This window comes from Arthrobacter sp. TJ-217 (assembly GCF_058269255.1).
Genome location: NZ_JBZCNJ010000002.1, coordinates 1 through 12654, shown reverse-complemented (window position 1 = coordinate 12654; position 12654 = coordinate 1). Strand labels below are relative to the sequence as shown.

General features: G+C 65.4%; 12 protein-coding genes, 1 tRNA gene and 1 rRNA gene. 6 read left to right on the top strand and 8 right to left on the bottom strand.

Going from position 1 to position 12654, the window contains the following annotated elements:
* Positions 1-15 precede the first annotated feature (15 nt).
* Positions 16-870 (bottom strand): SDR family NAD(P)-dependent oxidoreductase, encoded by an 855-nt coding sequence (locus AC4D2R_RS03135; protein ID WP_490937397.1) that lies wholly within the window; start codon positions 868-870, stop codon positions 16-18.
* A 103-nt stretch (positions 871-973) separates the two neighbouring features.
* On the opposite strand from AC4D2R_RS03135, the gene AC4D2R_RS03130 reads away from it, so the two are divergent.
* Together AC4D2R_RS03130 and AC4D2R_RS03125 are read left to right on the top strand one after the other, a co-directional pair.
* Positions 974-1570 carry a CGNR zinc finger domain-containing protein gene (locus AC4D2R_RS03130; protein WP_490937395.1) on the top strand — a complete coding sequence of 199 codons (597 nt, stop codon included), beginning with the start codon at positions 974-976 and terminating at the stop codon, positions 1568-1570.
* 51 nt (positions 1571-1621) lie between these two features.
* Entirely contained in the window at positions 1622-2503 is an 882-nt protein-coding gene (locus AC4D2R_RS03125) for a hypothetical protein (RefSeq protein WP_490937393.1), read from the top strand.
* Between the two features lie 433 nt (positions 2504-2936).
* On the opposite strand, the gene AC4D2R_RS03120 is transcribed toward AC4D2R_RS03125, so the two are convergent.
* The 3 genes from AC4D2R_RS03120 to AC4D2R_RS03110 all read right to left on the bottom strand — a co-directional run bounded on the left by AC4D2R_RS03120 (position 2937) and on the right by AC4D2R_RS03110 (position 4696).
* A complete protein-coding gene (locus AC4D2R_RS03120; protein ID WP_490937391.1) occupies positions 2937-3413 on the bottom strand; it encodes a hypothetical protein in 477 nt (158 codons plus the stop codon).
* Positions 3414-3682: 269 nt separating this feature from the next.
* Positions 3683-3759, bottom strand: a tRNA-Thr gene (locus AC4D2R_RS03115).
* A 91-nt stretch (positions 3760-3850) separates the two neighbouring features.
* Positions 3851-4696 carry a thioredoxin domain-containing protein gene (locus AC4D2R_RS03110; protein WP_490937389.1) on the bottom strand — a complete coding sequence of 282 codons (846 nt, stop codon included), beginning with the start codon at positions 4694-4696 and terminating at the stop codon, positions 3851-3853.
* Between the two features lie 150 nt (positions 4697-4846).
* On the opposite strand from AC4D2R_RS03110, the gene AC4D2R_RS03105 reads away from it, so the two are divergent.
* The 4 genes from AC4D2R_RS03105 to AC4D2R_RS03090 all read left to right on the top strand — a co-directional run bounded on the left by AC4D2R_RS03105 (position 4847) and on the right by AC4D2R_RS03090 (position 9808).
* Positions 4847-6304 (top strand): alpha,alpha-trehalose-phosphate synthase (UDP-forming), encoded by a 1458-nt coding sequence (locus AC4D2R_RS03105; RefSeq protein WP_490937387.1) that lies wholly within the window; start codon positions 4847-4849, stop codon positions 6302-6304.
* Positions 6297-7082 (top strand): trehalose-phosphatase, encoded by a 786-nt coding sequence (gene otsB / locus AC4D2R_RS03100; protein ID WP_490937385.1) that lies wholly within the window; start codon positions 6297-6299, stop codon positions 7080-7082. Before AC4D2R_RS03105 ends, otsB begins: the two co-directional genes overlap by 8 nt.
* Before the next feature lie 130 nt (positions 7083-7212).
* Positions 7213-8301: an ABC transporter ATP-binding protein gene (locus AC4D2R_RS03095; protein WP_490937383.1), complete on the top strand. Its 1089-nt coding sequence runs from the start codon at positions 7213-7215 to the stop codon at positions 8299-8301.
* A gap of 145 nt (positions 8302-8446) precedes the next feature.
* Positions 8447-9808, top strand: a complete 1362-nt coding sequence (locus tag AC4D2R_RS03090; protein ID WP_490937381.1) for a DUF4032 domain-containing protein — start codon at positions 8447-8449, stop codon at positions 9806-9808.
* 50 nt (positions 9809-9858) lie between these two features.
* Here the strand turns inward: AC4D2R_RS03090 and AC4D2R_RS03085 are convergent, their stop codons facing one another.
* The 4 genes from AC4D2R_RS03085 to rrf all read right to left on the bottom strand — a co-directional run.
* On the bottom strand, positions 9859-10302 hold the full coding sequence (locus AC4D2R_RS03085) for a DUF4190 domain-containing protein (RefSeq protein WP_490937379.1): 444 nt from the start codon (positions 10300-10302) through the stop codon (positions 9859-9861).
* Between the two features lie 254 nt (positions 10303-10556).
* The gene (locus AC4D2R_RS03080; RefSeq protein ID WP_490937377.1) at positions 10557-11948 is read right to left on the bottom strand and encodes an FAD-binding oxidoreductase; all 1392 of its coding nucleotides are present in this window, start codon (positions 11946-11948) and stop codon (positions 10557-10559) included.
* Complete coding sequence (locus tag AC4D2R_RS03075; protein ID WP_490937375.1) at positions 11948-12439, bottom strand: SRPBCC family protein; 492 nt, start codon at positions 12437-12439, stop codon at positions 11948-11950. The genes AC4D2R_RS03080 and AC4D2R_RS03075 overlap by 1 nt, the downstream gene beginning before the upstream one ends.
* Positions 12440-12556: 117 nt before the next feature.
* Positions 12557-12654 (bottom strand): 5S ribosomal RNA (gene rrf / locus AC4D2R_RS03070); the annotation flags it as partial.

Here is a 12654-nt window from a genome sequence, read left to right as displayed (position 1 = left end):
CGTGTGGGTAGGGGTTCAGGCCGCTTTGTCGGCCGAGTGGGCTACTGATGACCAGTCGGACATCTCGCTCAGCCGCGCTTCGAGCGCCGTGCGGATCGCACCCTCGCCCTGCGCCCCGAGGATGATGCGGGCCGGGGCCGTAATGGAATTCACAACGGCCAGCATCGCTGCCGCAGCCTGGGCCGGATCGACTCCGGCTCCTGCCGGTGCCTGCTCGATGGCCCGCTTCACTTCGCCCACCGTTCCGTCGTAGGTCCCGGTGACTTCGGTGAATGCGAGGTTGGCGAGGAACGGGGTTTCGGTGGCACTGGGCTCCACAATGGTCACCTTGATGCCCAGCGGTGCAACTTCCTGGATGAGGGCCTCGGAGAGTCCTTCCACGGCGAACTTGGTTGCGGCGAGCAGCCCGACGCCGGGGTGGGCGAACTGTCCGTAAAGGGACGACCCCTGCAGGATGTGTCCGGAACCCTGAGCGCGCAGGACCGGCAGGGTAGCGCGCAGCACGTTCAGCACCCCGAAGACGTTTGTATCGAAGATGGCCCGCGCCTGGGCGTCGGAGGCTTCCTCGACGGCTCCAAAGAGCCCGTACCCCGCGTTGTTCGCGACGACGTCAATCGAGCCGAAACGGGCGACGGTGCGCTGCACCGCGTCTGCGACGGCCTGCTCGCTGGCCACATCGGTGCTCAGCGCCAGCAGCTGCGTTGGGTATTCGGTGAGGAGCCCGGAAAGAGGCTCCGTCTTGCGGGAAAGTGCCGCAACGTTGTCACCCCTGCCGAGGGCGGCGACGGTAAGTGCCCGGCCGATTCCGCTGGAAGCGCCGGTGATGATCCATGTCTTTGCCTGCGTGGAGGCAGTCTCTGAAAAAATCATGTAGGGAGCATAAGCGGTTAGGTTATAACTATCAACCCTCGCGGCGCCATGCGGTTATGTGTAAAAACTTTACGGTTGTAACTCAACAGCGTATGCTGGAGACGTGACTACGGCTCCGCGCACCTCCCCCCTCGTCCCGTCCGTTGAAGCAGAAGCCGTGATGTCCTTCGTCAACACCAGGGCCACGGGGATCGCCGAGGAACAGTGGTCGGGACCGGCCGAGCTGTCCCAGTGGCTGAACGAGCATGCGGACACCCCGGCGGATCTTGCAGTGACTGCCGCCGATGTCGCAGCAGCACAGGAACTCCGCGACGCACTGGTGGTCATCATGCTGAACCATGCCTCCCACGGGGTATCGGAGCAGGAGCTGGCTGACGCGGAAAACCGCGTGGCAAAAATAGGAGCCGCCCACCCGCTCGTCGCCACCCCTTCGTCGCATGGCGTGAAGCTGTTCCCGCTGCAGACGGGAGTCGCCGGCGTACTGGGAAGCGTTCTGGCCGCTGTCACAGCTGTCATCCTCGAGGGGCGCTGGGACCGGCTCAGGGCGTGCGGAAACCCTGAATGCAAGACGGCCTTTTATGACCGGACCCGCAACTCGTCAGGGGCCTTCTGCAGTTCCACAACGTGTGGAGCGAAGATGGCCATGCGTTCCTACCGCCAGCGCAAGGCGTCGGCCGCCTCGAAGGCCGAAGTCAACTAGCGGAACCCGGCTCCCAACCTCGCCGCCCCTAATCTTGACCACTGCCTAATCTTGACCACTGCGGATGCCGCTGTCATGTGCCGCCAAAGCCTCCCTTCTGATGGTATTCGCGTGAAAGAATGTGCCATCGAAACCTACGGAGGCGTCGTGGCCAATAGCAGGTGGAGCCGCAGAGCAGCTGCGCGGAAGACCTCGGGACCTGGGTCTTCCGGACTGGCGTGGCCGCTTCTGGCCGCCGGCGTTTCGACTGTTCTTGTCGGCGCCAGGTCGTTTGCCAACCGCAGGGCAAAGAAGTCCGTTGCCTTGGGCGCGAGGAAGCTCGCCGTCGACGCCGCCAAGGAGCTGCACGAAAAGGCCTGGGCACTTGCAGGCGGTGACCAGAAGGTCACCGCGCTCCACCACGACCTCGATCTCGCCTACGCCGACGTCTCGGCTCTGGTGCTGGACATGAGTGATTCCGGACGAGTTCCCTATGAGGGCCCGACCTTTGAGGAACGGCTCCAGTTAGCGGTCGATGAAGCCGGCGCGGCACTCAATCGCTTTGAGGCCTTCACCGTCGCGGACCCGGAGCGGGCCATGATCGAGCTGAACAGCACCAAGGAGTTTTTGGAGGACATCGTCAAGCCCCGGATCACTGATGCCGGTGTTCCGTGGATGTCCGGGGAACTCGAGGCACAGTGGCGGCACCTCAACTGGGAACCGTACCGCTACGTCCGGCCGGGCGCCGGCGCGGCCGGCTTCGACGACGACGTCAACCGCTATCTGAAGAACGGCACGTCCGACGAGGAGTTGTTGGAAGCCCTCAAAAGGGTGAAGGGCGAAATCGAAGACCGGCGGGATTGTGCTTACGTCATCGGGCTGCTCATCGACTTCACTTATGATCTCGCCGAGAGTTTCGGCGGCAGCCCCAAGTCCCGATCGCGCCGCTCCTAGCTCCTCTTCGAAAGATCCGGAGACTTTCCGCCGCCCAGGCGCCCCATGCAATGCAGGGCCACCTTAGGTAGTGCATCACATGGAGCGCAGGCCGCCCCACGCCGACTGCTTGAACTAGAGATGACCCGCCTCTATTTAGCCCCCATGCTGACCAAGCGGGTCAACCAAAACCTTCCTGCGGCACGCTACTTGAAGGAATGCATGTCGCCTCTGTCCGGAGAGTCAAAGCGCGAGCGGCGTGCTTTGCGACCACGTGGACGTTCGGCTGCAGCGGCCGCCTGGGCCCCGCCGACGATACGGTCCCGGACGTCCTCGCGCACGTCCGGCGATGTGTCGTTGCTGAAGACTGCCGGCCCCAGGATCCCACTCGCCGAGTATTGCACGGCCTGGTGGCGAGTTGGCAGGGGAAGGTCCTGCCACCCCCGGGCGGGAACTACTTGGCTTTGATGGCAGCGACCGAGGTGAATGTTCCGCCCAGCTCGTGAGCGAGCTTCTCCAAGTCCTCTGCCCTTGAAGGAAGACCCCGTGCTTCAGAGAGATCGTGCACAAGCCAGTTGCTGCCCGCGACCATGCTGATGGGCATCCTGTCGTAGCCGCCGCCGGCGGAAGTTGAGTAACCCTCGACGGAGGTCTCGCGGTCCTCGTCACTGGCGTACAGCTCGATCTGGACATGCTCGGTGCACATCGCGTACTCGACGGTGGAGTTCACGATGCGGTTCTCCAGCGGGTCCGCGGTGGGGTCGTCCTCGCAGGCGAGCACTTCGTCGACGGCGGCGCGGGCCTCATCAATGGAGGCAAAGCTCGGCTTCTCCCCTATGTCCGCGCTGGCGATGTTCGACGCGCATGCCGTGAGCAGAAGTGTCCCTGCGAGCAGTGCGGCAATTGTGATCTTGGACGTTCGCTTGTTCATTTCCTTACCCCCATATTGGCTGCCGCCATCCTTACACGGGGGATGGTGATCTGTCCTCAGGCGGCGACCGACAGACACCGCTCTCGCCATCGGGACATCGTAACGGTGCTGGTGTTCCGACCCGGCGGTCACCGCAGCCCCGGGCTCCGCCGCCGGTTCTTCGGCCCGTCTGTCGGGTCATCGTGGTGTCGGTGTGGTCCGGCGATAGCCGCGGCCTCGTCGGCGTTGGTCGTGGCGGGAAGCGGAGCGGCAGCGTCTCAAAACTTGAGTGGAGCCCCCTGCCGGATTCGAACCGGCGACCCCCTGTTTACAAGACAGGTGCTCTGGCCAACTGAGCTAAGGAGGCGTGCTGGCACTGCCAGCGCGCGCCGTCATGAACCCGCGAGGGCATAACGAACGCTCAATAAGGTTAGCCCAGCGCCGCCCTTCCTGAAAACTCAGCCGATCGCGCGCTCGACGGCGGCCGCGAAGTCCTCAACAGCGTTCGGAACTTCCTGCCCGTCCACGTACACGGTCGGGGTGCCGCCGATGTCGTCTGCCTGCGCCGCCTTCGTGGTGTAGGCAACCCACGGGCGGAACGTGTTCTCCGCGAGGCAGGAGGAGATCTCACCGGCACCGGCCTGGGCGGCCAGGCCCGCGAGCCCGTCGTCGTCGAGCTCGCCGTTTTCGTAGTTGGCGAAGAGCGCGGTCGCGAAGTCGAAGTATGCCTCCGGAGCCGCGTCCGCAACGCAGCCGAGCGCATTGGCGCCCCGCGACGAGTAGTCGGTCTGCGAGGACCGGTCGAGGTATGCCACGTTGCGGTATTCCAGCGTGATGTCCCCGGCATCGAGCCACTGCCGCATCTGTTCGGCGTGCCGGGCCTCGAAGTCGGCGCAGTGAACGCAGTTGACGTCGACGTAGGCCACAACGGGCACCGGCTCACCGTCTGCGGCGGGGGCCACCCCGGTGGGCAGCTCTCCCGCGGCCTCCGGCAGCGCTTCAACGCTCACCTCACCGCCGGCCGTCTCCGCCAGCTGGCCGCTTGAGGTCAGCGTGACACCGCCAAACTCGTTGCCGTGCCGCGGTGCCGGGCCGGCATCGGGAACCTGCCCCCGGATGTTGTTCAGCACGATCACCACGATCACCGCGACGATCACCACGGCTGCGGCCACGACACCCCAGCGGAGCAGCAGCGAGGCCCGGCGGTCCTTGCGTGCCTGGGCCTCGCGCTGGAGCCGCTCGCGCTCTCGCGCCTCGGCCGCGCGTTCTGCCTTGGACGGCCTTCGGTTATTGCTCGGTGCCATGAATCCTTCAATCGAGTCCGCGGGCGGAAGCACCCGCACACGGTGCATTCCAGTTTACCGAGTACCGCCCAATACCCTCGCGCCCCCCCCGGAGACCAGTGCCGACCCGATAGAGTTCACCAGTAGGCCTACTAATGCGCAGGAGCAAGTGTGACTGAAGCGGATACAACCCCAACGACCCCGTACGGTGACTGCGAGTTCATTGTGGTGTCGAACCGGCTGCCGGTCGACCGCGTCACCGACGACGACGGCAACAGTTCCTGGCGGCGCTCCCCCGGCGGCCTCGTCACCGCCCTTGCCCCGGTGATGTCGAAGGCCGAGGGGGCTTGGGTCGGCTGGCACGGCGCACCCGATGAAACCCTTGACGCTTTCAACGAAGCAAACATGCACCTCGTACCCGTCCCGCTGAGCGCGGACGAGGTTGAGCTTTACTACGAGGGTTTTTCGAACGCGACCCTTTGGCCGCTCTACCACGACGTCATCGCCCCTCCGGAGTTCCACCGCACCTGGTGGGACGCCTACCGCCGCGTCAACGAGCGGTTCGCCGCGGCGACCGCGGCCACCGCCGCCGAGGGTGCGACGGTGTGGGTGCAGGACTACCAGCTGCAGCTGGTGCCGAAACTCCTCCGGAAGGCCCGCCCCGACCTGGTCATCGGCTTCTTCAACCACATCCCCTTCCCTCCCCTTGAGATCTACGCGCAGCTCCCCTGGCGCAAACAGGTGATCGAGGGGCTGCTGGGCGCGGACCTGATCGGTTTCCAGCGCCCCAGCGACGCGAGCAACTTCCTGCGCTGCGTACGCCGTTTCCTCGGCCACACCATCCGCCAGCAGCAGGTGTATGTCCCCGAGGATGGCAACGCACCGGCGTATACGTCACGGGCCGAGGCGTTCCCCATCTCGATCGACGTCGACGCAGTCACCCAGCTTGCCGAACGCGAAGACATCATCGAGCGGTCCAAGGAGATACGGCGCGAACTCGGCAACCCCAAGCACGTCCTGCTCGGGGTTGACCGGCTCGATTACACCAAGGGGATCGGCCACCGCCTCAAGGCGTACGGCGAACTGCTTGAGGACGGACTCATCACCGTCGAAGACGCCTCGCTGATCCAGGTGGCCAGCCCCAGCCGCGAGCGGGTCGAACAGTACCGCCTGCTCCGTGAAGAGATCGAGGGGGCGGTCGGGCGCATCAACGGCACCTACGACACTATGAGCAACACCGCCATCCGCTACCTTCACCACAGCTACCCCATCGAAGAGATGGTGGCCCTCTACCTGGCCGCCGACGTCATGCTTGTCACCGCCCTGCGCGACGGCATGAACCTTGTTGCCAAGGAGTACGTGGCCGCGCGGACCGAAAACCGCGGCGCGCTGGTCCTGAGCGAGTTCGCCGGCGCTGCCGACACCCTCCGGCAGGCCGTCCTGGTGAACCCGCACGACATCGACGGCCTCAAGGCCGCGATCGTGTCCGCGCTGAACATGCCCGCTTCCGAGGCAGCGCGCAGAATGCGCACAATGCGCCGTTCGGTGCTTCAGAACGACGTCGAACGCTGGTCGCAGACCTTCCTCAACGCCCTGCGCGGCGGCAACGAGGAGACAAGTGATGACTGAGAAGCCCTCCGGAAACCTCACCTCCGCGCTTGAGCAGCTCGTCTCGACCCCGCGTCTTCTCGTGGCGCTCGACTTCGACGGCACGATGTCACCCCTTGTGGAACGGCCCGAAGATGCGCGCGCCCTGCCCCGCTCGGCTGCCGCACTTCAGGCACTGGCGGCCCTGCCCGACACGACGACGGCGCTGATCTCCGGCCGGGCCCTCGACAGTCTGCGCGCTGTGGCACTACCCGAGCCCGAGACCCTGCTCATCGGCAGCCACGGAGCTGAGACCTGGACCGGCCCCAACGGATCGCCGCTGACGCTCACCCCCGAGCAGCAGGCCCTGCTCGGATCGGCGACGTCCGCGGTCGAAAAGGTCGTCGCCGCACACCCGGGCACCCTTGTTGAACACAAGCCCGCCGGCGTCGTCCTCCACACCCGCACCGCGCACGACGACGTCGCAGCGGCCGCCGTCGAGGCGGCGCGCGACGCCCTGTCCCGGCTCGACGGCGTCGTGCTCACCGACGGCAAGCGCGTCCTTGAAACCTCAGTGGTGCACACCGACAAGGGGCAGGGCCTGCGCCTGCTGCGGGAACTCAGCAGGGCCACGAGCGTGCTCTTCGCGGGCGACGACGTCACCGACGAACACGCCTTCCGGGCCCTCGAACCGCAGGACGTCGGGCTCAAGATCGGCGAGGGAGACACCGCGGCACGGTACCGGGTCGAGTCCCCCGAGGCCCTTGCCGACGTGCTCGAGGCAGTGCTCGCCCTGCGGACCCAACGTGCTTCTTCCTAGCATTCATGCCATACTCCAAAAGGGTGTAACAGGCCGTTGGCCGACAACACCCCGCACAACAGCTAACTGAATACACTCCATTCACTACGGATCGTCGGGCACGTACCTGCCCGTGAAAAGGAAAATAAACATGGCAACGGTTACGTTTGACCAAGCTACACGCGTGTACCCGGGCACCGAAAAGCCCGCTGTAGACCGCCTCAACATCGAAATTGCGGACGGTGAGTTCCTCGTCCTCGTAGGCCCCTCCGGCTGCGGCAAGTCCACCTCCCTGCGGATGCTTGCAGGACTCGAAGACGTCAACTCCGGCCGCATCCTCATCGGCGACCGCGACGTCACCGACGTTCCCCCGAAAGACCGCGACATCGCGATGGTCTTCCAGAACTACGCCCTTTACCCGCACATGTCAGTCGCCGACAACATGGGCTTCGCCCTGAAGATTGCAGGCGTCTCCAAGGAGGAGCGCGCCGAGCGCGTCCGGGAGGCAGCCAAGCTGCTCGACCTCGAGGACTACCTCGACCGCAAGCCGAAGGCACTCTCCGGCGGCCAGCGCCAGCGCGTCGCAATGGGCCGCGCCATCGTGCGTAACCCGCAGGTCTTCCTCATGGATGAGCCGCTGTCGAACCTTGACGCCAAGCTTCGCGTCCAGACCCGCACCCAGATCGCATCGCTGACCCGCCGCCTGGGCGTCACAACGGTTTACGTTACCCACGACCAGGTTGAGGCAATGACCATGGGTGACCGCGTTGCGGTCCTCAAGGACGGCGTGCTGCAGCAGGTCGACACCCCGCGCAACCTGTACGAGCGCCCGAAGAACGTCTTCGTTGCCGGCTTCATCGGCTCCCCCGCAATGAACCTGCTCGAACTGCCTGTTGCCGACGGCGGAGTCCTGTTCGGCGGCACCGTTTACCCGGTCCGCCGCGACATCCTTGACACAGCAGCGGGCAACACCGTCACGCTGGGTGTCCGCCCCGAGGATCTCGTTCTCGCGGCCCCCGGTGAGGGACTCCAGGTTGAGGTCGACGTCGTCGAGGAACTCGGCGCCGACGCCTACATCTACGGCCACACCACGCTCAACGGCCAGAACCACGACATGGTTGCCCGCGTTGACGGCCGCCGCCCTCCGATGAAGGGTGACACCGTTTACGTCCGCCCCGAGCAGGGCCACGTGCACCTGTTCGACACCACGTCCGGCGCACGCCTGGCCGAGACGGTCTAGTACGAAGCATCGTTTCCGGTGCGGTGGTTCCCAGGCTGCGTCTTCGCGGACGGGGAACCACCGCATTCCGGTTTAAGCAGACGGATTGCCTGCTTGAGGCACACACAGTGACCGGCGCACCGGCGGTCCGACAGAAGGCAGCACCATGACCGAGACATACAACGCCAACTGGCACGACGAACCGACGGACTATGCGCAGACGGGCAAGCTGCCGCGCATCAAGTCAACACCTCCGGCGTCGACGCTGGGCTCGCTGAACATCACCGCGGCCGCCGCAGATCCCGAACTCCTCGACCTGCCCTGGCACGTCGCGCTCGAGGAGTGGCCGGCACACAGCCTCGCGGCGCTCCCCCGCGGCATTTCCCGCCATATCGTGAGGTTCGCCCATCTCGGCGGATCCGTCATCGCCATCAAGGAAACCAGCGAGCACGTTGCCCGCCACGAGTACCACATGCTCCGCAAGCTCCAGCGACTCGACGTTCCCTGCGTCGAACCGGTCGCTGTCATTGCCGGGCGCACAGCCCCCGACGGCACTGAACTCGACCCGGTCCTTGTCACCCGGCACCTGAAGTTCTCGATGCCCTACCGGGCCCTGTTCTCCCAGACACTGCGCAAAGATACGCTCACCCGGCTGATCGATGCGCAGGCGCTGCTGCTGGTCCGCCTTCACCTGATCGGCTTCTACTGGGGCGACGTCTCCCTATCAAATACGCTGTTCCGCCGGGACGCCGGAGCATTCGCCGCGTACCTTGTAGACGCCGAGACCGGGGAACTCTACCCGGAGCTTTCGAGCGGGCAGCGCGAATACGACCTCGAGATAGCCCGCGTGAACATCGCCGGTGAGTTGATGGACCTCGCCGAGGGCGGGCTGATCGAGGAAAAGGTCGACCCGCTGGCCACGAGCGAGCTCATCATGGACAGCTACCGCCGCCTGTGGTCGGAGCTGACGGAGCAGGAGTCCTTTGAACTCGGCGAACGGTGGCGGGTCAACGCGCGTATCCGCCGGCTGAACCAGCTGGGCTTCGACGTCGACGAGTACGTCATCAAGACCGTGGCCGACAGTTCCAAGATCCAGCTGCAGCCAAAGGTCGTCGACGCCGGACACCACAGCCGGCGCCTGCTGCGGCTTACCGGGATCGATGCCCAGGAGAACCAGGCCCGCCGTCTCCTGAATGACATGGACGCCTACCGTGCGGACAACAACAACCTCGACATCGATGAGGAGATCAGCGCCCACCTCTGGGTGAGCGAAGTCTTTGAGCCGATCGTGCGGGCGGTTCCGCGCGAACTCGGCGGCAAGCTTGAACCCGCTGAGGTGGTCCACGAGGTCCTCGAGCACCGCTGGTACATGTCCGAGAAGCAGGACCGCAACGTCCCCCTCGCTGAAGCAGTGCAGTCCTACCTCGACTCCGAGCTGCGGCACCGCCGGGACGAAGCGGAGATCATGCTCACGGCCGATTCAAAGACGATCGGGCTCGACGGCGACAACAGCTTCCCGAACAGCTGACGGCCCGGTCGGGCCGGGCCGTCAGCTCCCGTTGGATGATTCGCCCGGGCCTACGGTACCGCGGGGCACTCGACCGGGTTGCCCCGGAATTCCTGCGGACCGGGGCCCGCCTGCTCGCAGAATTCGGCAACCTCCGTGGCAAGCGGGATGACGGCGATGATTGCGACGATCAGGATCACCAAGCCGATTGTGGCAAGAGCGCCGATGATGATGCCGGCCAGTGCAAACCCGTTGCTCATGCGGGCCTTCGATGACTTCACCATGGCCACGATGCTGACAATCAGACCCACCGGGTTGAGGAAGGGGATCACGGCAAGAATGAGTCCAATGATCCCGAGCGTGCGCCCCGGATTCTGCTGAGGCTGCTGCCCATAGCCGGCGTAACCTCCGCCGGGCTGACCGTAGGGGGATTGTCCGTACGGGGTCTGCCCCTGCCCGTAAGGGGGCTGCGGCTGGCCATAGGCGGGCGGGCTCGAGGCCGGCCGTTCAGGCACCGATCCGCCCTGGGGAGTTGCCCACGGATTGTTCCGGTCGGAGCCGCTGTCGGACGGTCCTGGACGGTTCTCTGACACAATTGCCCCCGGGCTTTTCGTCGGTAGAGGATAAGTTTTATTGAGGCCGGGAACGGCCTCTTGCCCGAGAATATCACCGCACCACGCAGGTTTATTCGGGGGTCAGCCCGTTCTCTTCCCCCGCGTCACTGTATGTCAGCTCGCAAGCCGGGGCCGCGGCTTCCCTCCCCTGTTCTTCAGCGGATGGCCTTCCCGGGGTTGAGGATGCCCGTTGGGTCGAAGACCTGCTTGATGCGGCGCTGCAGCTCAAGCAGTTCTTCCGACTGTTCCCACGCGAGCCAGCGCAGCTTGTACTGGCCGACGCCGTGCTCCCCCGTGATCGTCCCGCCGAGTTCCAATGCCTTTCGGACGGAATCGTCGAGGGCGGCGTTGAGCCGCCCGCGTCCCTCCTCGCCTTCCTCGGCTCCTACCCAGAAGGTGGGATGCAGGTTGCCGTCTCCTGCGTGGGCAACGACCTTCAGCCGGACCGCGTGGCGGATGGCCATCTCCTCGAGGGCAGCAATGTAGTGGACTAGCCGTGATCTCGGTACTGCGACGTCCTCCCCGACCCGGTGTTCGTGATCGACTTCATCACCGCGGCTGTGGCGACGCAGTTCGATGAGCTGGGCGGCCTCGGCGGCGTTTTCCTCGCCCGCGATGCCTCCGAGCGCGGCAAGGACCCGCCGGACCGCTGCGGCCTCCTCCGCTGCACCGAAGCCGTCGGTCTGCAGCAGGAGAAGTGCGTTGCCGCGGGAGCGAAGTGAAGACCCCTGGGCAGTGTCCAGCGCCTGGAGCGTCATTCCATCGAGCAGTTCCATGATTGCGGGCTGAACCCGGGCCCTGCCCACGGCGAGTACCCCTGCGGCAGCACCCTGCACGTCGGGAAAGAAGGCGGCGACTGTATGGACGTTCTCGGGCAGATAGCGCAGGCGCACTGTCACCCCGACCACCACACCGAGGGTTCCCTCCGATCCGACGAACAACGAGGTCAGGTCGTATCCGGCCACCCCCTTGAAGGTCTGCTGGCCCGTGGAGAGGAGGGTTCCGTCAGCGAGCACGATGTCGAGGGCCAGCACTGAATCCCTCGTCACCCCGTACTTGGCGCACCGGAGTCCGCCAGCGTTGGTCGCGACGTTGCCGCCGATCGTCGAAGTCCGGTAGCTGGCCGGATCCGGCGCATACATCAGGCCATGCTCGGCAGCTGCGGCGTTGAGGTCCGCATTGATGACCCCGGGTTCGACCACTGCGGTTTCATCCTCCGGGTTCAGCGCAAGGATTCTGTTCATCCGCTCAAGGCTCAGCACAACGCAGCCCGCTGTGGCGTGGGCGCCGCCCGAGACGCCGGTGCCGGCGCCGCGGGGCACCACCGGCACATCGTTGGCCGTGGCCCATGCCAGCAGCCGCTGTACGTCGTCAACGCAGGTGGCGTGCACCACCGCTATCGGCTCGACAAGTTCCACAACGGGGCCCTGATCGCGCGCGTAGAGCAGCCGTTCCGGACCTTCGGTGATCACCTTGCCGGGCAGGAGTGCCGCGAGGGACTCCTGGAGGGCATCTAATGCACCGAAGGCGGAGCCGGCCTGCCGCATCAGACAGCGCCCATGAACCGGGAATACCGCGCCAGTGCGAGGGGCCAGAACTGGGCGTAGCGGTCACGCAGCGTGAGTGTTTCGCTGCCCTGGACCCAGCCGCTGTGCGTGAGCTGTACGGTGGTCAGCGTGCCGTGGCCGTCCCGGTTTGCCGAAATGAAAGTCATCCTGACATTTGTGGAGGGTGCCGTTCCGGGATGGTGGCGCCAGAGGAGTTCAAGGCTGCTGCCGGGCTCCCGGTCGTGGACCTCGGCCCAGACCGCTTCCTGGTCCTCCTCCGAAGTTTCAACAAGGGCGTTGTCCTCGAGGTCGAAGAAGCTGCCCTCACCCCATACGCTGAGCTCGCCCGCCGGCCACCACAGGTGGATGTGCTCAGTGAAACCAGCGAAGGCATGCACCTCGTCGGCCGGAACATCGACGCTCACGGTAATGTCCTCGCCCCTCGAAGTGGCAGAGGGTTCCGGCGCCGCATGGGAAAAAAGATCACTCATGATCCGACTGTACCGGTTGCAGCGTTGGAGTTTCCGGGTGGTCCGGTGCGCGGGTGGTGGGGGGGGTGGTTAACGTGGAAGAGGCCCCACCGTGGTGGGGCCTCTTCGTTACGTGTTGTCCGGCGGTGTCCTACTCTCCCACACTCTCTCGGGTGCAGTACCATCGGCGCTGTGGGTCTTAGCTTCCGGGTTCGGAATGGGACCGGGCGTTTCCC